General features: G+C 66.7%; 15 protein-coding genes and 2 tRNA genes. 4 read left to right on the forward strand and 13 right to left on the reverse strand.

The window, feature by feature from the left end; all coding sequences use genetic code 11:
* The first annotated feature begins 1 nt into the window (after position 1).
* A complete protein-coding gene (locus tag E3O62_RS12620; RefSeq protein WP_134398733.1) occupies positions 2-1,147 on the forward strand; it encodes a cysteine desulfurase family protein in 1,146 nt (381 codons plus the stop codon).
* A gap of 264 nt (positions 1,148-1,411) precedes the next feature.
* Positions 1,412-4,135, forward strand: a complete 2,724-nt coding sequence (adhE, locus tag E3O62_RS12625) for a bifunctional acetaldehyde-CoA/alcohol dehydrogenase (protein WP_134394292.1) — start codon at positions 1,412-1,414, stop codon at positions 4,133-4,135.
* 105 nt (positions 4,136-4,240) lie between these two features.
* On the opposite strand, the gene E3O62_RS12630 is transcribed toward adhE, so the two are convergent.
* The 8 genes from E3O62_RS12630 to E3O62_RS12665 all read right to left on the reverse strand — a co-directional run bounded on the left by E3O62_RS12630 (position 4,241) and on the right by E3O62_RS12665 (position 10,493).
* Complete coding sequence (locus tag E3O62_RS12630) at positions 4,241-4,972, reverse strand: maleylpyruvate isomerase family mycothiol-dependent enzyme (protein WP_134398734.1); 732 nt, start codon at positions 4,970-4,972, stop codon at positions 4,241-4,243.
* 149 nt (positions 4,973-5,121) lie between these two features.
* The gene (locus tag E3O62_RS12635; protein ID WP_134398735.1) at positions 5,122-5,622 is read right to left on the reverse strand and encodes an HNH endonuclease signature motif containing protein; all 501 of its coding nucleotides are present in this window, start codon (positions 5,620-5,622) and stop codon (positions 5,122-5,124) included.
* The gene (locus E3O62_RS12640; protein ID WP_134398736.1) at positions 5,604-6,575 is read right to left on the reverse strand and encodes a DUF222 domain-containing protein; all 972 of its coding nucleotides are present in this window, start codon (positions 6,573-6,575) and stop codon (positions 5,604-5,606) included. Before E3O62_RS12640 ends, E3O62_RS12635 begins: the two co-directional genes overlap by 19 nt.
* Positions 6,576-6,709: 134 nt before the next feature.
* Entirely contained in the window at positions 6,710-7,534 is an 825-nt protein-coding gene (locus E3O62_RS12645; RefSeq protein ID WP_134398737.1) for an ATP-binding cassette domain-containing protein, read from the reverse strand.
* Positions 7,531-8,571, reverse strand: coding sequence for an ABC transporter permease (locus E3O62_RS12650; RefSeq protein ID WP_134398738.1), 1,041 nt, complete (start codon positions 8,569-8,571; stop codon positions 7,531-7,533). The genes E3O62_RS12645 and E3O62_RS12650 overlap by 4 nt, the downstream gene beginning before the upstream one ends.
* Positions 8,568-9,530: a sugar ABC transporter substrate-binding protein gene (locus E3O62_RS12655; RefSeq protein WP_134396346.1), complete on the reverse strand. Its 963-nt coding sequence runs from the start codon at positions 9,528-9,530 to the stop codon at positions 8,568-8,570. The genes E3O62_RS12650 and E3O62_RS12655 overlap by 4 nt, the downstream gene beginning before the upstream one ends.
* A gap of 215 nt (positions 9,531-9,745) precedes the next feature.
* A tRNA-Met gene (locus E3O62_RS12660) sits at positions 9,746-9,822 on the reverse strand.
* A 152-nt stretch (positions 9,823-9,974) separates the two neighbouring features.
* Positions 9,975-10,493, reverse strand: a complete 519-nt coding sequence (locus E3O62_RS12665) for a hypothetical protein (RefSeq protein WP_134398739.1) — start codon at positions 10,491-10,493, stop codon at positions 9,975-9,977.
* A 151-nt stretch (positions 10,494-10,644) separates the two neighbouring features.
* On the opposite strand from E3O62_RS12665, the gene E3O62_RS12670 reads away from it, so the two are divergent.
* Entirely contained in the window at positions 10,645-11,730 is a 1,086-nt protein-coding gene (locus E3O62_RS12670) for a galactose oxidase-like domain-containing protein (RefSeq protein ID WP_166786480.1), read from the forward strand.
* A gap of 179 nt (positions 11,731-11,909) precedes the next feature.
* On the opposite strand, the gene E3O62_RS12675 is transcribed toward E3O62_RS12670, so the two are convergent.
* The 3 genes from E3O62_RS12675 to E3O62_RS12685 form a co-directional block, all read right to left on the reverse strand.
* Positions 11,910-11,986, reverse strand: a tRNA-Met gene (locus E3O62_RS12675).
* A 165-nt stretch (positions 11,987-12,151) separates the two neighbouring features.
* Entirely contained in the window at positions 12,152-15,067 is a 2,916-nt protein-coding gene (locus E3O62_RS12680; protein ID WP_174720141.1) for a UPF0182 family protein, read from the reverse strand.
* Positions 15,068-15,162: 95 nt separating this feature from the next.
* Positions 15,163-16,266, reverse strand: coding sequence for a PDZ domain-containing protein (locus tag E3O62_RS12685; RefSeq protein ID WP_134398741.1), 1,104 nt, complete (start codon positions 16,264-16,266; stop codon positions 15,163-15,165).
* A gap of 130 nt (positions 16,267-16,396) precedes the next feature.
* Between E3O62_RS12685 and E3O62_RS12690 the strand changes: the two genes are divergently transcribed.
* Positions 16,397-17,761, forward strand: coding sequence for a zinc-dependent metalloprotease (locus tag E3O62_RS12690; RefSeq protein WP_370448455.1), 1,365 nt, complete (start codon positions 16,397-16,399; stop codon positions 17,759-17,761).
* A 15-nt stretch (positions 17,762-17,776) separates the two neighbouring features.
* Here the strand turns inward: E3O62_RS12690 and E3O62_RS12695 are convergent, their stop codons facing one another.
* Complete coding sequence (locus E3O62_RS12695) at positions 17,777-18,640, reverse strand: aldehyde dehydrogenase family protein (protein ID WP_134398742.1); 864 nt, start codon at positions 18,638-18,640, stop codon at positions 17,777-17,779.
* Positions 18,637-20,187, reverse strand: a complete 1,551-nt coding sequence (locus tag E3O62_RS12700; RefSeq protein WP_134398743.1) for an aldehyde dehydrogenase family protein — start codon at positions 20,185-20,187, stop codon at positions 18,637-18,639. Before E3O62_RS12700 ends, E3O62_RS12695 begins: the two co-directional genes overlap by 4 nt.
* Between the last annotated feature and the right edge of the window lies 1 nt (position 20,188).

A 20,188-nucleotide genomic window follows, 5' to 3' on the forward strand; every position in this document is an offset into this window, starting at 1 on the left:
CATGATCTATCTCGACAACGCCGCGACCACCCCGGTGCGACGGGAAGTTCTCGAGGTGCTCTGGCAGCAGCTCGCGGGCCGGTTCGGCAACCCGTCGAGCCACCACCGAGTGGGTGAGGCCGCGGCCGCCGCGCTCGCCGAGGCGCGGGCCATGGTCGCGGGCGTGCTCGGCTGCCGGTCGGCCGACGTGGTGTTCACGACCGGCGGCACCGAGTCCGACAACCTCGCGATCAAGGGCATCGCTCTGGGCGCCCCGCGCGGCCGACACCTCATCACGACGCCGATCGAGCACGAGGCGGTACTCGAATCCTGCGACTATCTGCGCCGCCTGCACGGCTTCGAAGTGACGCTCCTGGACCCGGATGCCTCCGGCCGGGTGGATCCGGAACAGCTCCGCACCGTGATCCGCCCGGACACCACCCTCGTCTCGGTGCAGTACGCCAACAACGAGGTCGGCACCGTTCAGCGGCTCGCGGAACTATCGGCCATCGCCCAGGACGCCCGCGTTCCGCTCCACACCGACGCCGTGCAGGCGGCCGGCTGGCTTTCGGTCGACGTGGGCGCTCTCGGTGTCGATGCCCTGAGCCTGTCGGGCCACAAACTCGGCGCACCTCCCGGCATCGGGGTGCTTTTCCTACGCCGCCGCATCGCGGTCGAACCGGTGCTGCACGGCGGCGGTCAGGAGCGCGGGCGCCGCAGCGGAACGGAGAACGTGCCCGGGGCACTGGCACTGGCGACCGCACTGCGCCTCGCCGAGGCGGAACGCGCGGAGGCAGCGCCCCGCATCACCGCGCTGCGGGATGCCTTCATCACCACGGTTCTGAGCGGAACACCGTCGGCCTGCCTCACCGGCCACCCGACACAGCGTCTGCCGGGCACCGCCTCGTTCGTCTTCCCGGGCACGAGCGGCGAGGCGGTGTTGCTCGAACTGGAACAGCGCGGCATCGTCTGCTCGAGCGGTTCGGCCTGCGCGGCCGGCAGCGACGAGCCGTCCCATGTGCTGACCGCTCTGGGCATCCGGGCTGAGGTCGCCCAGACCGCCGTGCGGTTCACGCTGGCATCGACGACCACAGCTGCGGATGCATCTGAAGCGGCCGCATCCGTTCAAGCCGCCGTGGGCGCCGTCCGCGGTCTCGGCCGAGGCTGACCGGCAGCGGCTTCAGGCGCCGCCTCGCGCGAATCACGCGCGCGTGCACGCGCGCGTGAGAACCGATCAAACTGCGAGTTGTCAGACAATTTCCGAAGGTTCCGTTTCTCGCAGCGAAGATGCCCCCGACCAGCCAATCTGCTGATGGCGATCGGCCCCTGGACCGCTGAGTGGGCGTCCCTTGACGTGCAGCCGTCTGGCCAGCGCCCTAAGGTTATAGGTAAGAGGCGATAAGCCCAAGGTGGGCCGCCAAAAAGGGACACAATGACAATAATCGACAAACCAGTCACCGAGTCACTTGCCACTCAAATTGACTCCCTGGTTAAAGCCGCACAGGTCGCGCTTCTGGATTACGCGAACTTCACGCAGGAACAAATCGACCACATCGTTAAGAAAGCCTCGGTGGCTGCTCTCAGCAAACACGCCGAACTTGCCGTTCACGCCGTAGCCGAAACCGGCCGTGGCGTATTCGAAGACAAGGCCGTTAAAAATCTTTTCGCATGCGAGCACGTTACGAACTCGATGCAAAACCTTAAGACCGTCGGCGTTATCAGCCGAGACGACATTACCGGCATTACTGAAATCGCTGAGCCGGTCGGCGTGATTTGCGGTGTGACCCCCGTTACGAACCCCACCTCGACCGCGATCTTCAAGTCACTCATCGCGCTGAAGACCCGCAACCCGATCGTTTTCGGTTTCCACCCGGGCGCCCAGCAGTCCTCCGTGGCCGCAGCGCGCGTCGTGCGCGACGCCGCCATCCTCGCCGGTGCACCGGCAAACTGCATCCAGTGGGTTGAAACGCCGTCCCTCGAGGCCACCAGCCTGCTGATGAACCACCCGGGCGTCGCAACCATCCTCGCCACCGGTGGCAACGCCATGGTCCGGGCCGCGTACTCCTGCGGCAAGCCGGCCCTCGGCGTCGGCGCGGGCAACGTTCCCGCCTTCATCGAGAAGAGCGCCAAGCTCAAGCGTGCCATCAACGACGTCGTGCTCTCCAAGTCCTTCGACTACGGCATGATCTGCGCGTCGGAGCAGGCCGTCATCATCGAAGAGCCGCTCTACGCAGAAGCCATGGCCGAGTTCAAGATCCTGCACACCTACCTGGTCACCCCGGCCGAGAAGCTCCTCCTCGAGGACTACATCTTCGGAGTCCAGGCCAACTCGACCAACTGTGGCGAGGCCAAGCTCAACGCCGCCGTCGTCGGAAAGTCGCCGGTCTGGATCGCCCAGCAGGCCGGATTCACCATCCCGGCCGACACATCGATCATCCTGGTCGAGGTCGCCGGAGTGGGACCGCACGAGCCGATGACCCGCGAAAAGCTGGCACCCGTTCTCGCCGTGCTGCACGCCAAGGACGCTGAAGAGGGTATTTCGCTCTCCGAGCAGATGGTTGAATTCGACGGCCTCGGCCACTCGGGCTCCATCCACAGCGAAAACCCGGCCATCATCGAAGAGTTCGGAACCCGCGTCAAGGCGGTCCGGATCATCACCAACGCCCCCAGCTCGCTCGGTGGTATCGGTGACATCTACAACGCGTTCATCCCGTCGTTGACGCTTGGCTGTGGCTCGTACGGACACAACTCCGTCTCGAACAACGTCTCCGCGATCAACCTCATCAACGTCAAGCGCATCGGCAGAAGGAACAACAACTTGCAGTGGTTCAAGGTCCCCGCCAAGACGTACTTCGAGCCGAACGCCATCCGTTACCTGGCGGATATGCGCAACGTCGAACGCGTCACGATCGTGACCGACTCGACCATGACCCGCCTCGGTTTCGTCGACAAGATCCTTGACATCCTGAACCGGCGCGAAGGCCGCGTCGCACTGCAGATCATCGACAACGTGCTGCCCGAACCGACCGTCTCAGCGGTCGAGAAGGGTGCCGCCGAAATGCGGGCCTTCAAGCCTGACACCATCATCGCCCTCGGCGGCGGCTCGCCGATGGACGCCGCGAAGGTGATGTGGCTGCTGTACGAACACCCCGAAATCGAATTCTCCGACATGAAGGAAAAGTTCTTCGACGTGCGCAAGCGCGCGTTCAAGTTCCCCGACCTCGGCGAACTGGCCAAGCTCGTCTGTATCCCGACCACTTCGGGTACCGGTTCGGAAATGACCCCGTTCGCCGTGATCACCGACGAAGTCACCGGAGTCAAGTACCCGCTCGCGGACTACGCGCTCCTGCCGACCGTCGCGATCATCGACCCCGTGCTCACGGCCATGATGCCGTCGTTCCTGGTTGCTGACTCGGGTTTCGACGCTCTCACGCACGCCACCGAGGCCTACGTGTCCGTGTACGCGAACGACTTCACCGACGGCCTCTGCCTGCACGCGATCAAGCTGATCTTCGAGAACATCGTGACCAGCGTCAACGGCACCACCGCCAGCACCGACGGTGAGGTCATCAAGGCCCGCGAGAAGATGCACAACGCCTCGTCGATCGCCGGCATGGCGTTCGGCAACGCGTTCCTGGGTATCTGTCACGCGATGGCTCACGTCACCGGCGCGCAGCTCCACCTGATCCACGGCCGGGTCAACGCGACCTACCTGCCGCACGTGATCCGTTACAACGGCCTCATCCCCACCAAGCTCACCAGTTGGCCCAAGTACGAGAGCTACATCGCCCCGGAGCGCTTCCAGCAGATCGCGAAGCACCTCGGCCTCCCGGCGTCGACCCCGGCGGAGGGCGTCGAGTCCTACGCCCTGGCCGTGGAGAAGCTGCGCGACCTGGCCGGCATCAAGCCGTCCTTCCAGGCGCAGGGCGTGCCGGAGGAGGACTTCATCAGCCGCCTCGACAGCCTGGCCATGGGTGCTTACGGCGACCAGTGCGCACCGGCCAACCCGCGCATGCCGATGCTCGACGACATGCGCACCATCATGGAGGCCGCGTACTACGGCACCTCTTTCAACGAGGTCCGCGCCGGTCGCGCGGCCGTCGAAGCAGTGGCACCGGCCGAAGAGAAGAAGTCGGCCCGCAAGGCAGGCAAGTAGCCGTCACCGCCTGATTGACTGAGGAACGGCCCCGCACGTGTTGGTGCGGGGCCGTTCTCGTGGACGGCCCACCCTGTGGCAGGAGCGAGCCTGGTCGCAGCCAGGTCAGAGCCAGCGCGCTGCCACGGGGGTCGCCCCCGCATCGGACGTAACGCCCGAGCGGGCACGGCCGGCGGCCCAGGCGGCCAAGTCGGCGAGCGACCCCGTGACCTGGTCGAGGGCATCCGGATCGCCGTAGCCTGTGTGCGTCGAATCCGTCGCGGTGAGCCGGCGGCCCATGTCACCCCGTGAGGCCCAGGCACCGACAATCTCGCCGAGAAGCCGGTCGAGAACCTCCTCCGGCAGGTCCCGGAAGCCGGCACCGTGGTTGAGGTCGACGGCGTGGATCCAGAGTTCGCGGGTGCGCATCCAGACCGTGTCTCGCAGCGGCACCATGGCACCCTGCCCGTTCCTGACCGGAACGACCCAGCGGTCGTCCGCCAGCGCCAGCCAGCGGCGGTCCAGGTCGGTGGCCGAGTCCGCCCAGGATTCACGGAGCGCGTCGGAACTGAGGATGCTGCCCGCGGTGATCTCCGCATTCCGCGCCTCCATCGAGGCATACATCACCGTCTCGGCTCCGGTGTCGGCCCACTGCGCCAGCCGTCCGATCGCGCGGGCGTTGGACGCGACGTGTGCGACGACCTGGCGCCGGGTCCAGCCCGGCAGCAGAGAGTCCCCGTCGAGTTCATCGTCCGTGAGCCCCTGCAGTCCGCGGCCAAAGAATTCCGTGCCCCGCCGGGCGAGATCTAGCGTCAGCCGGAGTGCAGAAAGCTCAAACGGGTCGTGGGGTGCGTTCATGATGCCCCTTTCTCGGGTCAACGCGTATAGTCCCTACGCTACCCGGCGGCCCACCCTCCCCAACGTTCCCGCGACGCTGGTCGAGCCTGTCGGGACCGGGACCGGACCGGGACCGAGTCCGGGACCAGGGAGCGGAGACGAGAGACTCCCTATCCGTTCTTCCGTTCGGCCGCGTCGGTCATCCGGGTGCGCGATGTGGTGGCGTTTCGCCAGGTGCGGGGCCCGGTCTCGAGCCAGGGTGGTGCCATGATCTGCACGGCGCCGCGGAGCATCCGGATGTTCCAGCCGGAGGCGGCGAGGTAGCGGTGGTGCCACCAGCAGAGCAGCACCCCGTTGTCGGTGTGCGTCGGTCCGCTCTCGGAGTGCGGGATCGCGTGGTGGATCTCGGTCATCCCGGCCGGGATTTTGCAGCCCGGGATGATGCAGGTGCCGTCGCGGAGTTGGATCGTCCGGCGTTGCGCGGCGGTGAAGCACCGTTCGGGTGAGCCGAGGGCGATGATGCGGCCCTCGTCGGTGATGACGACTTTCTGTTGTCCGCCGTTGCTGATCAGGTCTGTGACGGCGCTGATCGAGATCGGGGTTTCGACGCCGTCGATCCAGCCGACGCCGCGGCCCTGACTGAAGTCTGCGTTCAGGTCCTGTTCCCGCACACTGACCAGGACCGTGGCCGGGGCGCCGCCGATGGTCGGGGCCTCCCGGCCTGGGAGGCGACGTCGAGGATCACGGCGAGCACGGCGAGCACGTCGTGGCGCCGCTGGTCGGGCGTGCGGTCGTCCCGCTCGTGCGGCGACAGGTACGCGTCGAAGAGGCGGCGTAGCCTGCCCGCGATCTCGGGCATCAACGCCCCCGAGACCGGCACGATGCCGTCGCGTTCGCGGCCGAGCCGGATCCCGCGCACCATCAGGGCGTGGTCGTCGGGCCGGGACCCGTCGGGTGCGAGCACGGCCCTCCAGACCGCACCCTGCANTGCGAGCACGGCCCTCCAGACCGCACCCTGCAACCGGATCTCATCCGCCGACGCCGGCACCGGGGTTTCGGAGCTGGTGCCGGTGGCCGAGGCGACCAGCTCGCTCTCCGCGGCCTGCACCGAGTCCAGGTCGGTGCACCGCAGCGTCGGCGTCAACGCGGTGAGGATCGCGTCGGCCGTGTCGACGCCGATCGCCCCGGTGGCCAGGCCGATGGCCGTAGTGGGGAAGGTGGGCGGCAGCGGTTCGCCACCCAGGGAACGGCCGGTGCGCAGCTGCCTGCCCAACCGCATCCGTCGCCCCGCGGCCGGCCCGGAGACGAGCGTCAGGCGCTCGAGTAGTTCTCCGGCGGTGCGGCAGCCCCGCTTCGCCGAGAACTGCCCGGTGCCGAGCTCGGGCCGGCACCGGTCGGCGACCTCCGCCGCGGCCGCCACCCGCAGCGCGTCGACCCGCCGGCCGAGGACCTCGACCGCCGCGGTCACCTGCAGCAGGCCGTCGTCGTCGAGACCGCCCACCGCCGAGCACCGCAGGGATTCCCCGAGCCCCGCCGCGAGAGCATGCAGCTCCGCGACCGCCCGAGCCGCCGCGGACAGGCCGTGCGCGGCATCCGCTTCGGGGTATTCCAGGAGGTTGGTCACGGGATAATTCTACCCTGACTAGGACTTAAAGTTGAGAGTTGCTCACATATATTGAGAACCTGTTTCGTATATATAGACGAATAAGTCCGTGCTCTTCCGCCGCCCGCGTGGCGACCGGGCGGCCATCTCAGGCCCTACGCACGCTCCAGTTCGTGGGCCAGCGCCTCGAGTTCGGCACCACCGGCCATCAGCGCGGTCATCTCTTCGATCGTGATCTCACTCTTGGCGAAGTCGCCCATGCTCGTGCCACGCTGAAGCAGCAGGAACCGGTCGCCGACGGGGTAGGCGTGGTGCGGATTGTGCGTGATGAAGACCACCCCGAGCCCCCGGTCCCTGGCCCGGGCGATATAGGAGAGCACAACCCCTGCCTGCTTGACGCCGAGCGCCGACGTGGGCTCGTCGAGAATGACGACCTTCGCCCCGAAATGTACGGCGCGTGCGATGGCGACGGCTTGCCGTTCCCCGCCGGAAAGCGTTCCAATCGGCCGGTCCACGTCGCGCAGGTCGATGCCCATCCGGGCCAGCTCGTGCTTCGTGGTGGCCCGCATGCCGGTGACATCGAGGCGCCGGAGCGGGCCTCTGCCGCGGGTGAGCTCGGAACCGAGGAAGAAGTTGCGCCACACCGGCATCAGCGGCACCACGGCCAGGTCCTGGTAGACGGCGGCGATGCCGAGGTCGAGCGCCTCCCGCGGATGCGCGAATCGGCGCTCCACCCCGAAGACGCGCAGGGTTCCCTCCGAATGCTGGTGGGTTCCGGAGAGGATTTTGATGAACGTCGACTTGCCTGCACCGTTGTCGCCCAGCACGCAGAGCACTTCCCCGGCGCCGACGGATGCCGACACGCCCGCCAACGCCCGCACGGAACCGTAGGACTTCCCGATGTTGCGCACCTCGAGGATTGGCTCCGGACGGATCGGCTCTGGCCGGATCGGCTCTGGCCGGATCGGGGCCGGCGTCATTCGCGCACCCCGGACTGGCGGCGAACGAGCAGGTTGACCAGCACGGCGAGCAGCAACATCCCGCCGAGAAAGGCCTTGAGCCAGTTGTTGTCCCACTGGGCGAACACGATGCCCTGCAGGGTCATCCCGTAGATCAGGGCTCCGAGGGCCGCGCCGATCGCCGATCCGTAGCCGCCGGTGAGCAGGCATCCGCCCACGACGGCACAGATGATGTAGATGAATTCCTGGCCGACCCCGGTCGTGGCCTGCACGGTCGACACGTCGAAGAGCTGAAGCATGCCGACGAGCCAGCCGGCACCGGCCGTGGTCATGAACAGCCCGAGCTTGACCTTGAACACGGGAACGCCGACCTGCCGAGAGCTCGTGACCTGGCCACCGACGGCGAAGATCCAGTTGCCGGGCCGGGTGCGGAGCAACACCCAGGTGGCCATTACGGTGAGCGCGATCCACCAGACGATCGAGATCTTGACGTCCATGCCCAGAAACGGGAACGAGGAGCCGAAGAAGACCTTGACTTGGTCGAACCCGGGCACCGCCCCCATCCCCTGAATGGCGACGCTGCCCGTGATGAGTTTCGTCAACGCCAGGTTGCAGCCCTGCAGGATGAAGAAGGCTGCGAGGGTCACGATGAAGCTCGGCAGGCCGGTCTTCATGACGACCCAGGCGTTGCCGGCACCGATCACGAGGGCCACCACGAGGGCCAGCACGAGGGCGAGCCAGATGTTCAGGTTCCACTGAGTGGTGACCACGCCGACGATGAGCCCCGTGGTGCCCGTCATCGCGCCCGCCGAGAGGTCGAACTCCCCGCCGATCATGAGCAGGGCGACGGCCACGGCCATGATGCCGAACAGGGAGGCCGAGTAGAGCCAGGTGGAGATGCCCGCGGGGGTCAGGAACGCTTGCGTGGAGAGCGAGAAGAAGAGGAAGATCGCGAGGGCCGCCACGAGTGCGCCGACTTCGGGCCTGCGCAGCAGGGTGAGCAGCGGATGCACCCTCCCCGGCCGTTCATCGATCCCCGCGCCCACAGCGACGGTCATCTCGTGCCGTTCTCCGCGAACTTCGCGACCTGGGCCGCGTTGTCCTTCGTCACGAAGCCCGGGCCCGAATAGACCGGCAGCCCGCCGCCGACGACGTCGCCGTTGCGCTTCTGCAGGGTGAGGAAGGTCACGGGCAGGTAGCCCTGGGAGTAGGGCTGCTGGTCGACCGCGAACAGTATCTTGCCGCCCTGGATGAGCCGGGTCACGTCGGCCGACACGTCGAATGTGGCCAGCGTGGCTGGGCTTTTCACCTCGTCGATGGCCTGACTCGCGGCAACGGCGACCCCGGTCTGCAGGGTGAGGACGGCGTCGATGGACGGGTCGGCCAGGAGTTTGCTCTTGATGGTGTTCTGGGCATCCGCGAGGTTGGCGACGTCGACCTGCACGTTGCTGACGTCCGCGCCGACCGTGTCGGCGGCACCCGTGCAGCGTTCTTCGAGCCCCGAGTTGCCGGCCTCGTGGATGATGCAGATCACGTTGGTCACGTCGGCGGCGGCCAGTTGCTCGCCGGCTCCCTGGCCCGCGATGAACTCGCTCTGACCGACGTGGGTCTGGGCGCCGAATTCGACGGACTTCTCCAGGCCCGAGTTGATGGTGATCACCGGGATACCGGCGGCAACGGCTTTCTCGACGGCGCTCTTCACGCCGTCGGGGTTCGCCATCGAGATGATGAGCCCGTCGGGCTGGGCCGCGATGGCCGCTTCGATCAGCTGGCTCTGCTTGACCGGGTCGCCGTCGCCCTGATACGTGACCGTGGCTCCGAGGTCCGTGCCTGCCTGCTCGGCGCCGCTCTTGACGACGTCCCAGAAGGAATCGCCTGCGGTGCCGTGGGTGACCACGGCGATGGTGACCGGCTCCCCCGCCGCTCCACCGTCGGCATCCGTTTCCGTGGCGGTGCACCCCGTCAGCACCAGCGACGCGACACCGAAAACGGCCAGCAGGCTGATCTTGAGCTTCATGTCTGAACTGTTCCCGACTGTCGTGCGGCGGCCTGAAACAGCGAGGGTTCGCCGGTGACCTGATGCATATCGAACTTACTGGACTGGGGCCCCGCTCGATTCAGTTCGATTCGAACCAGTGGCATGAGTGACTCCTCCTTGACGATTCGTTCGGCGCACAGCCACGTGTGCCAGACACAAGAAAGCCCCCGGAACCGTGTGGTTCCGGGGGCTGATGGTTGCGGGGGCAGGATTTGAACCTACGACCTCTGGGTTATGAGCCCAGCGAGCTACCGAACTGCTCCACCCCGCGTTGCAAGAACAAACTTACCACAGCCTTGGGTTGTGAAACGCATGGTCGATCTCAGAGGTGGTGGCCACACTCTGGGTACTCCTGAATCCGCTTTCGATAGGGGGAGATTCACCTTTGACGGTTCGCACAGAAGCCCGGTCCGACACCGCCGCTTATGCCGAAGGCTTCGGCGACAAGTCCGGAAACTGATTCCGGACGTCCTGGGCGACCGCGCGCGACGCTGTGCCGGGGATGTCGAAGTTCGTCGAATTGCACTCCCTCACACCCTCCCACTGACGGTGGATCTGGGGTTCTATCGACAGTGCCTGCACCTTCCCCCAGTACCCAACGAGGTATTCCGCAGGCGCCGCAACCCGACTGCTGCCCGGCTTCTCGCCGTCGTGTTCACGGTGATCATCGCTGGTACGCCCCGGCAATCGCGGACAGTGGACCACGGCGGCGGAGCTGAACGTGATCGGTCGCTCCCTCTCAGCGCCGCCGCCCGCTCCGACCCCCACGGGGTCGAAAGGAAGCTGGGGTGCGACGATCGGTTTCCCGCTGGTTCCCGCGGCGGCAGCCCTCTTGCCCGGCAACACAGTGCTCACCTGATCCTCGTACTCCAACACGACCTTCGGCGGGGCCAACGGCAACACCCAGACCGCCATCCTCGATCTGAACACCGGCGTGGTCACCCCGCTTACTGTCGCGAATACGGGGCCCGACATGTTCTGCCCCGGGGTGTCGATCCTCCCGGACGGCAGGATCCTGATCAGCGGGGGGAGCAACGCCGCCTCGTCGACGATCTACAACCCGGCGAACAACACGTGCTCAGCCGCCACACCCATGAACATCCCGCGCGCCTATCAGTCGAACGTCACGCTTTCCAATGGGCAGGTATTCCTTCTCGGCGGCTCCTGGGCGGGCGGCCAGGGCGGCAAGAATGGTGAAATCTGGTCGACTGGCTCCGGGTGGCGCGGGCTAGCCAACGCGCCTGTCGCACCGATCCTGACGAACGACCCACAAGGGGTGTTCCGATCCGACAACCACGCATGGCTGTTCGCGGTGGCCGACGGGAAGGTGTTCCATGCCGGCCCGAGCCGTCGGATGAACATGTACACGACCAGCAGCACCAGCGCTGTTCAGGATCTTGTTCTCCGGGCCGACAGTGGCGACGCGATGAACGGAAATGCGGTCATGTACGACGTCGGCAAGATACTCACCCTCGGTGGCTCGCCCGCGTACCAGGACAGTGACGCCACCGCGCGGGCCCATGCAATCGACATCAACAATGGTGTCACGGTGACGCGAACCAGCGACATGGCGGCGCGACGGGCTTTCTTGAACTCCGTCGTGCTGCCCGACGGACAGGTTCTGGCATTGGGCGGTCAGGCGTATGCGAAGCCATTCTCGGACGCAACGGCCGCCATGGCGCCTGAGGTTTGTAACCCGGCGACCGGCAAGTTCACCGCGCTCGCGCCGATGACTGTGCCGCGCACATATCACAGCGTGGGGCTACTGCTGCCTGATGCCCGGGTCTTCGTCGGCGGTGGCGGCCTCTGCGGCACCTGCACGACCAACCATCCGGACGGGCAAATATTCACGCCGCCCTACCTGCTCAACGCCGACGGCACGGCCCGTCCTCGTCCATCGATCACCACGGCGCCTACCACTGCGGCTTGGGGTTCCACCATCCCGGTAACGACGTCTGGGCCCACACCAGTCTTCTCCCTCATCCGCATGAGCACGGTCACCCACTCGATCAACACTGACCAGCGTCGCATCCCGCTCACACCCACCGGCGTGACCGGCAATACCGCATCCCTGACCATTCCGTCCGATCCGGGAGTCGTGGTCCCCGGGCATTATCTCCTGTTCGCCCTGGACGCGAATGGGGTGCCGAGCGTCGCCCAGACGATCCGGATCGGGTAGTCGAACTACGGCCGTGAGGAATGTGGAGTCGGGGTGATGACCTTTCCGACACTTTCGCTCAAAAGTCCGGACATGTATTGGACCCCCGAGTTAAAGCAGAAGGACCGGTGCAGCATTTCTGCTGAACCGGTCCTTCTGCACATGTGATGAGAATCACGGTGGCATTTCCTAAGCGCACTTGGTTGCGGGGGCAGGATTTGAACCTACGACCTCTGGGTTATGAGCCCAGCGAGCTACCGAACTGCTCCACCCCGCGCTACGAAATCAAATTTACCACAGCCTGCGGACCGGTCCGACCACACGGGCTGCGGAACCGGCCATCCCTGCACACGGAACGCGGGTGCTGCTCCGTTCCGCGGGAGGCGTGCCCCCGGCGAAACGGCGCAGCACCCGCGCAGCGGATGAAGCGGCGAACGACTCGCTACTGGTCGAGCAGCACCAGCATTTCGGCGATCGCGTCGTTCAGCTTCTTGTCGGCTACCCCATAGGCGGTGAAGTCACCGGTCGTCAGGGCCGCCTGCTTCTCGGTGACGGCCAGCTTGGCCACGGCGAGGAGCGACTTCAGCTGAGCATCCGTCGCCGGGTCACCGGTCGACGTCGACGGGGTGGTTCCACCCTCGGCAGGGGCCTCCCCCTCCACGGGCGTCTCGGACGGCGGCACATCGGTGTCGCCGGCGCTGGCGCCGGAGTCGCCGCCGAAGAGCACGTCAAGCGCCTTGTCCAGCGTGTCCTCGAACGCGATCTGGTCTCCGAAGGCGACGAGCACCTTCTGCAGCAATGGGTAGCTGGTCTCACCCGTGGACTGCACGTAAACCGGCTGCACGTAGAGCAGGCCGCCACCCACAGGCACGGTGAGCAGGTTTCCGTTGAGCACCTTCGATTGGCCCTGCTTGAGCAGGTTCAACTGGGTGGACACGGTCGGGTCGGCGTTGAACTTCGCCTGCACCTGGCCGGGGCCGGGCACGGTCACATCCTTCGGCAGGTTGAGCAGGCGCAGCTTGCCGTAGCCTTCAGCCCGCTTCCCGTCGGTCGATCCGGCATCCGCGTCTACCGCCAGGTAGCCGGTCAGCACGTTACGGCTGGTCGCGCCGCTCGCATCCGGGATGAAGGTCGAGTAGAGCGAAAAGGCCGGCTTCTCCTGGCCCGGTACCTGCATGGTCAGGTAGTAGGGCGGCTGCAGGGTCGTGTTCGTCGACGGTGACACCGGGTCGTTCGGCGTGGTCCAGGCGTCGTCGACCGAGTAGAAGGAACCCGGGTCGGTGACGTGGTACTTGCCCAGAACCCGGCGCTGCACCTTGAACAGGTCCGCCGGGTAGCGCACGTGGCTCATCAAATCGCCACTCATCTCGGACATCGGCTTGACGGTCGTCGGGAAGATCTTCTGCCACGTCTTGAGCAGCGGATCCTCGTCGTCCCAGGCGTATAGGGTGACCTTGCCGTCATAGGCATCGACCGTGGCCTTGACCGAGTTTCGCATGTAGTTGATGTTGTCGAGCGCGAATGGCTGCGGGGGCGTTTCCGTGTCGGCGATCGCGTCGCTCAGCCCCACGGAGGTGGAGTACGGGTAGTCGGCCGAGGTGGTGTAACCGTCAACGATCCACTTGACCTTGCCGTCGACGATCGACGGGTAGGCGTCGGAGTCGAGGGTGAGGTACGGAGCCACCTTCTGCACCCGGGTGACCGGGTCGCGGTCATAGAGGATCTGAGACTTCTCGTTCACGGCGTTAGCCAGGAAGATCTGCTCCGACTGGAACTTGAGCGCGTAGATCAGCTTGCTGAATGCGCTGTCGAGCTTCGGCCCGCCGTCGCCGTCGAAGGTCGTATAGGTCTGCTGCGCGCCATCCGTTCCCGACGGGTAGTCGAGCTCGACCGGCTTGCTGTCCTTCGGCGCGCCCACGATGGAATACGGCGCCGACGTCTCGCCGAAGTAAATCCGCGGCTCATAGTCGGGCAGTGACCCGGTGGTCGGGATGCCGGACTCGAGGAACACAGGCTGGCCGTCGGCCGAGCGCTGGTTGCCGTAGGCCGCCACGACGCCGTAGCCGTGCGTGTAGACCACGGTCGAGTTGACCCAGGTGTTCCCGGCGTTCAAGCCGGTCAGGTTGAGGTCGCGCACGGTGACCACTGTGTCCTGGGACTTGCCGTCAATCGTGTACCGGTCGACGTCGAGGTTCTGCGGGAACTGATAATACTGCTTGAACTGCTCGAGCTGGGAGAACGCGTCGCTGACCAGAGCAGGGTCGAGAATACGGATGTTAGCGGTCGTCTCAGCGTCGGCGCGCAGGGCGCCGGGCTCGGCCGTCGTGCTCGCGTTGTACGGAATCTCCTCCACATCCGCCAGGTCGTAGGCGTCGCGGGTGAGGTCGATGTTGCGCTGAATATAGGGTTCTTCGAGCGTCTTGGCGCTCGGCACCACCTGGAAGCGCTGCACGACCCACGGGTACAGCGAACCGAGCAGGAGGCTGCTGACGATCAACAGCGCGGTGCCGACAATGGGCAGGCGCCAGCGGCCGATGAAGGCCGTGAGGAGGAACAGGATAGCGACGACGGCGGCGATTCCGGCCAGGATGGCGCGGCCCGGGATCGTTGCGTTCACGTCGGTGTAGCCGGCGCCGGTGATGATGTCGTTGGTGTTGGTCAGCGTGGAGTACTGGTCGAGCCAGATGCTGACGGCCTGCAGCATCAGGTAGAGGGCTGCCGTGATGGCAATCTGGATGCGGGCGGCCTTGGAAACGATGACCTCGCGCCCACTCACCCTGATCGAGCCATACAGGTAGCTCGTAGCCGCGGCGACGAGGGCCGAGATGAGCACCACGGCCGACGCGAACCCGAGCACGGAGTGGAGGAAGGGGAGATCGAACAGATAGAACGAGATGTCCAGTTTGAATTGGGGGTCGACTCGGCCGGTGTCCGTGCGGTTCAGCCACATCAGTACGACCTGCCAGCGGGTGGCCGCGGCGACGCCGGCGAACAGACCGAGCAGAGCCGGGATGCCGTACATGGCGAGGCGGCGCAGCGGCTCGATGACCTGCTGGTAGCGGTCCAGTTGCGAATTCAGCTTCGCATAGACCGGCCGCGAGCGGTACGCGATCTGGATGCTCGCCCAGACGGGGACCGCCATCGCTACGAACCCGATCAGAAACAGCACGGCACCGGCGAACCACTGCGTGGTCAGCACGGTGAGGAAGCCCAACTGGTCGAACCAGAGAACGTCGGCATAGAGCCCGGCGAAAACAAAGAAGATGATCACCAGCCCCGCGATAATCGCTGCCGTAATGGCAAGGGGAGCACGGCTGCGCTGTGGCGCGGGAGCGCTACGGGCTTGTTGTGACGTCACGAATTGGCCTCTTGATCTCGAAATCGGCGGTCAACGTACATTCTAGACAGCCGCCCCGAACGAAAGCCGCACGTTCGCTGGGCAGCGACCCGGGGTTAGCCGAGTGTGCACTGCTCCAGCGCGTCGGTGTCCGCACCGGTGCGAATGGCGTCCAGCGCGGCCAGCGCGTCGTCGAGGGTGTCAACGGAGAAGACCGTCATCCCGTCGGGAACGTGACCGGTGACCTCGTCGCAGTTGCCGGCGGGCGCGAGGAACCAATCGGCGCCGCTTTGGTCGGCACCGATTAGCTTCTGTCGGATACCGCCGATCTGACCCACCTCGCCGGCCTGGTTTATCGTGCCGGTGCCCGCGACGTCCTCACCGCCCTGAATAAAGCCGGAGGTGAGCGTGTCGATGATGCCGAGGGCGAACATCATGCCCGCGCTGGGCCCGCCGACCGAGTCGAGTTCGATCGTGACGTCGAAGGGGAAGTCGTAGTCGCTCGTCACATTGATGCCCACCACGACGGCGTCGCCCGATTCAACCGGGGTGACCTGCACCGTCTCACTGGCGCCGTCCCGGATGATTCCGATGGAGGCGGCGTCGTCGACCCCGTTTCGCGTCAGCGCGTCTCGCAGGGCCGTGATGTCGGCGACCTCTTCACCGTTCACCGAGACCACCTCGTCGCCGGCTTCGATGGCTCCCTCGGCGGGCGAGTCTCCGGGCAGGGAGACAACCGAGAGGATCGTCGGGTACTCATAGTCGAGGCTGGTCAGAGCGGCGGCGATCGCATCCTGCTGCGAATTCACCATCTGCACCTGGCTCTGCTCCTCGCGCTGCTTCGTACTCACGTCGGGCGGGAACGCCGACTCGATCGGGATCACGGCCTGGTTCGGGTCGAGCCAGGCGGCGGCGACCGTCAGCCAGCTCGGCCGGTTGTCGGGGTTGCCCACCAGTGACACGGTCAGCAGGTCGAGGCTGCCCTCGGTCGGGTAGACGGGTTCGCCGGAGATGGAGATAAGCGGCACCTGCTGGCCGTCCTGTTCGGCGGTGCCGATGGTGTTGTAGACCGGTCCTGGTTTCTCGATCACATACGGTGACGGCGTCACGGCGAGGATGAGGCCGATGACCATCGCGATCCCGAGCACCACCCAGCCTGCCCCGACGGCGCGCGCGGATCGGTCGGGCGGCTGTACTGGGTGATCGGTGAAGAGGGCCACCGGTCTCCTTCCAGGGAATGTGCTGGCTGTTCGCGGCAGGCGGACACCGGTTTACCAGCGTAGGTCATTTCCCAGTCCGCGCCGGGGATCTCCGGCTAGCGTAGGAGGACGCGACTGAGAGGTGCCTGAAGTGGCCGACGACGACTCCCGACCCGACGAGGGTCACAATCCCGAAGATGAGTTTCGGGACATGCTGCGCGACATCCTGAGTGGGAAGTCGTCCATCGACCCGAGCCAGCTGGCCGGCGCGGCGGGGCTTCCCAGCGACCCGGCGAGCATTTCCGCGCTGATGAATCAGTTGCAGGGTGCTCTGCGCGGCGGCGGCGACGGATCCATCAATTGGGATGCCGCCCTCAACCAGGGCCAGGAGCGCGCGGCCCAGAGCCAGCTCGACGTGACCTCGGCCGAACGCGCCGCCCTCGACCAGGCATTCCACATCGCCTCCCTCTGGCTGGACGAGGTGATCTCGGTCGCCGAGCTCACCACCCCTCCGCGCCTGATGACCCGTAAGGAATGGGTCACCGCGACCATGCCGCTCTGGACCCAGCTCGCCGAGCCCGTCGCGACCAGCATCTCCGACTCTCTGACCCGGGTGCTCACCGATCAGGCCCCGGAAGAACTCAAGGGCATGATGGCCGGTGCCGGCCAGGTGATGCGCAGCATCGGCGGCACCCTGTTCGCCATGCAGCTCGGCCAGGTCGTGGGTCAGCTGTCCAGCGAGGTCGTCTCCGGTGGAGACGTCGGCATCCCTTTGCTCAGCGACCAGCAGGCCGCTTTGCTCCCCCAGAACGTGGCCGCGTTCGGGGAAGGCCTCGACGTTCCCGCCGACCAGGTGCAGATCTACCTCGCGGTGCGCGAAATCGCCCATGCGCGCCTCTTCCGCCACTCCCGCTGGCTGCGCCTGCACCTGATCAGCTCGATCACCGACTTCGCCCGCGGCATCCACATCGACTCAAGCCGCCTCGAGCAGCTGGCCGACGGCTTCGATCCGGCCAACCCGGAAGAGCTGCGCGCCGCCATGGTCGACGGCTCGCTGATCCCGCCGAAGAGCGAGGCCCAGCTGGCCGCGCTTTCCCGGCTCGAGACGATGCTCGCCCTGATCGAGGGCTGGGTCGATGTCGTCACCCTCGAGGCCACGAGCCGGCTGCCCCGCGCGGATGCGATCGCCGAGACGGTGAAGCGGCGCCGGGCATCCGGTGGCCCCGCCGAGTCGGCGTTCGCCACCCTGGTCGGGCTCGAGCTGCGGCCCCGGCGTCTGCGCGAGGCCGCCGCGCTGTGGCAGGCCGTGACGGATGCCGTGGGCAACGAGAAGCGCGACGAACTGTGGGCCCACCCGGACCTTCTGCCCTCGTCAGCGGACCTCGACGACCCACAGGCCCTCGTGGCCCGTCTGACCAGCTCGGCGGCCGGAGCCGAGCCCGTTCTCGACGAGGTGGACCAGGCTCTGGAAGACCTGTTGCGCGACGACGACACCGAGCGGCCGCACGAGGCGTAGCGTGGCGGGCGCGGGCTAGATCAGGCCCTTCGTGTGCCAGATCGTCTTCGTCTCGATAAATGCCAGGACGCGCGCCAGGGAGGGACTCGCGGCATCCGGACCGTTCTCGGGCTGCAGCACCCGGGTGAGCGTCTCGGCCGCGTCGATCTCGAGGTGGATCCAGTCGAGATCGCCGGCGCCAACCAGGTCGAGGGCGTTGACGTCGGCGTGGCTGGCCAACCACGGCGCCATCTCGGCGGGAGACCCGGTGAGGATGTTGACTACGCCGCCGGGCACGTCGCTCGTGGCGATCACCTCGCCCAGGCTGATCGCCGAGAGCGGCATGGCCTCGTTCGCGACGACGACCACGGTATTGCCTGAGACCAGCGCCGGGGCGACCGCGCTGACGAGACCGAGGAGGGAACCCCCGGTCTGCGGCGCGATGATGGCGACGACGCCCGTGGGCTCCGGCACCGTGAGGTTGAAGTAGGGTCCCGAAACCGGGTTGGCGTTGCCGGCCACCTGCAGGTACTTGTCGGCCCAGCCGGCGTACCAGACCCAGCGGTCGATGGCCTCGTCGACCTGGGCGGATGCTGCCGCGGTGCTCACTCCTTCCGACTGCACGATTTCGGCGACGAACTGGGCCCGGCGCCCCTCGAGCAACTCCGCGATGCGGTAGAGCACCTGACCGCGGTTGTAGGCCGTGGCGTCGGCCCAGCCGCCGAGGGCCGAGCGGGCGGCGACGACGGCGTCCCGGGCATCCTTGCGGCTGGCCTTCGCGGCGTTGGCGAGGAATTCCCCGTCATGGGAACGGATCTCGTAGACCCGACCCGACTCACTGCGCGGGAACTTGCCGCCGAGGTAGAGCTTGTAGGTCTTGGGAACGGCGAGGCGGGTCACTTGGCTGCCTTCTTTCGGGAAACGGGGGTCTTCTCCGCGGCCGGCGAAGCAGCGGCCGGTGCGATGGATGCCGCGGGCGCGGCCGTCACGGTGCGCGCGGCCGCGCGACCCGTGGCGGGCTTGAGGTAGGCGGCAAGCCCGTGACGGCCGCCCTCGCGCCCGTAGCCGGACTCCTTGTAGCCGCCGAATGGGCTGGCCGGGTCGAAGCGGTTGAACGTGTTCGCCCAGATCACGCCGGCACGCAACTTGTCGGCGACGGCCAGCATCCGGCTGCCCTTCTCGGTCCAGATTCCGGCGGACAGTCCGTACGGCGTGTTGTTCGCCTTGGCGATGGCCTCGGCCGGGGTGCGGAAAGTCAGCACGGAGAGCACCGGACCGAATACCTCGTCACGGGCGATGCGGTGGCTGGTGGAGACGTTGGTGAAGATGGTCGGTCTGAACCAGAAGCCGGCCTCGGGCAGCACGCAGTCCGGGCTCCAGCGCTCGGCGCCTTCCTGCTCGCCGATGTCGGTGAGCTCCCGGATGCGGGCCAGCTGCTCGGCGCTGTTGATGGCGCCGATGTCGGTGTTCTTGTCCATCGGGTCGCCGAGGCGCAGCGTGGACAGGCGCGCCTTGAGGCGGTCGATGACATCGTCGTGGATCGACTCCTGCACGAGCAGGCGGCTGCCCGCGCAGCAGACGTGGCCCTGGTTGAAGAAGATGCCGTTGACGATGCCCTCGATCGCCTGGTCGATGGGCGCGTCGTCGAAGACGATGTTCGCGGCCTTGCCGCCGAGCTCGAGGATGACCTTCTTGTCGGTTCCGGCGACCGAGCGGGCGATGGCCCGGCCGGCGCCGGTGGAGCCGGTGAACGCGACGAGGTTGACGCCGGGGTGCCCGACGAGGGCCTTGCCGGTGTCGCGGCCGCCCGTGACGATGTTGACTACGCCGGCGGGCAGGTCGGCCTGCTGCAGGATCTCGGCGAACAGCAGCGCGGTCAGGGAGGTGGTCTCGGCCGGCTTGAGCACGACCGTGTTGCCGGCGGCGAGGGCCGGGGCGATCTTCCAAGCCAGCATCAGCAGGGGGAAGTTCCACGGGATCACCTGGGCGGCGACGCCCCGCGCGGACGGCGTCGGGCCGACCCCGGCGTGGTCGAGCTTGTCGGCCCAGCCGGCGTAGTAGAAGAACCAGGCGGCAACCAGAGGCACGTCGACGTCGCGGCTCTCCTTGATCGGCTTGCCGTTGTCGAGGGTCTCGGCGACGGCAAGCTCACGGGCCCGCTCCTGCACAAGGCGGGCGATGCGGAACAGGTACTTGCCGCGATCGCTGCCGGAGAGCTTCGACCAGGTCTTGTCGTAGGCGCCACGGGCGGCGGCCACCGCCGCGTCGACATCCGCCGCGTCGGCGTGGGCGATCATTGCGATCTGCTTCTCGGTGGCCGGGTTGATGCTCTGGAACGGCTCGCCCCGACCGGCGACGAACTCCCCGTCGATGAAGAGTCCGTAGTCCCCCCGAAGGTTCAGCACGGCCTGGGACTCCGGGGCCGGAGCCCAGTCAAGAAAGCTCATG

It is taken from the genome of Cryobacterium sp. TMT2-15-1 (assembly GCF_004402345.1).
In the GTDB taxonomy this organism is placed as follows: domain Bacteria; phylum Actinomycetota; class Actinomycetes; order Actinomycetales; family Microbacteriaceae; genus Cryobacterium; species Cryobacterium sandaracinum.

What these genes read in the sequence shown, in the direction of transcription:
- E3O62_RS12620 (WP_134398733.1), top strand. Translation starts at nt 2, where the DNA reads ATGATCTATCTCGACAACGCCGCGACCACCCCGGTGCGACGGGAAGTT.
- adhE (WP_134394292.1), top strand. Translation starts at nt 1,412, where the DNA reads ATGACAATAATCGACAAACCAGTCACCGAGTCACTTGCCACTCAAATT.
- E3O62_RS12630 (WP_134398734.1), bottom strand. Translation starts at nt 4,972, where the DNA reads ATGAACGCACCCCACGACCCGTTTGAGCTTTCTGCACTCCGGCTGACG.
- E3O62_RS12645 (WP_134398737.1), bottom strand. Translation starts at nt 7,534, where the DNA reads ATGACGCCGGCCCCGATCCGGCCAGAGCCGATCCGGCCAGAGCCGATC.
- E3O62_RS12650 (WP_134398738.1), bottom strand. Translation starts at nt 8,571, where the DNA reads ATGACCGTCGCTGTGGGCGCGGGGATCGATGAACGGCCGGGGAGGGTG.
- E3O62_RS12655 (WP_134396346.1), bottom strand. Translation starts at nt 9,530, where the DNA reads ATGAAGCTCAAGATCAGCCTGCTGGCCGTTTTCGGTGTCGCGTCGCTG.
- E3O62_RS12670 (WP_166786480.1), top strand. Translation starts at nt 10,645, where the DNA reads ATGAACATCCCGCGCGCCTATCAGTCGAACGTCACGCTTTCCAATGGG.
- E3O62_RS12700 (WP_134398743.1), bottom strand. Translation starts at nt 20,187, where the DNA reads ATGAGCTTTCTTGACTGGGCTCCGGCCCCGGAGTCCCAGGCCGTGCTG.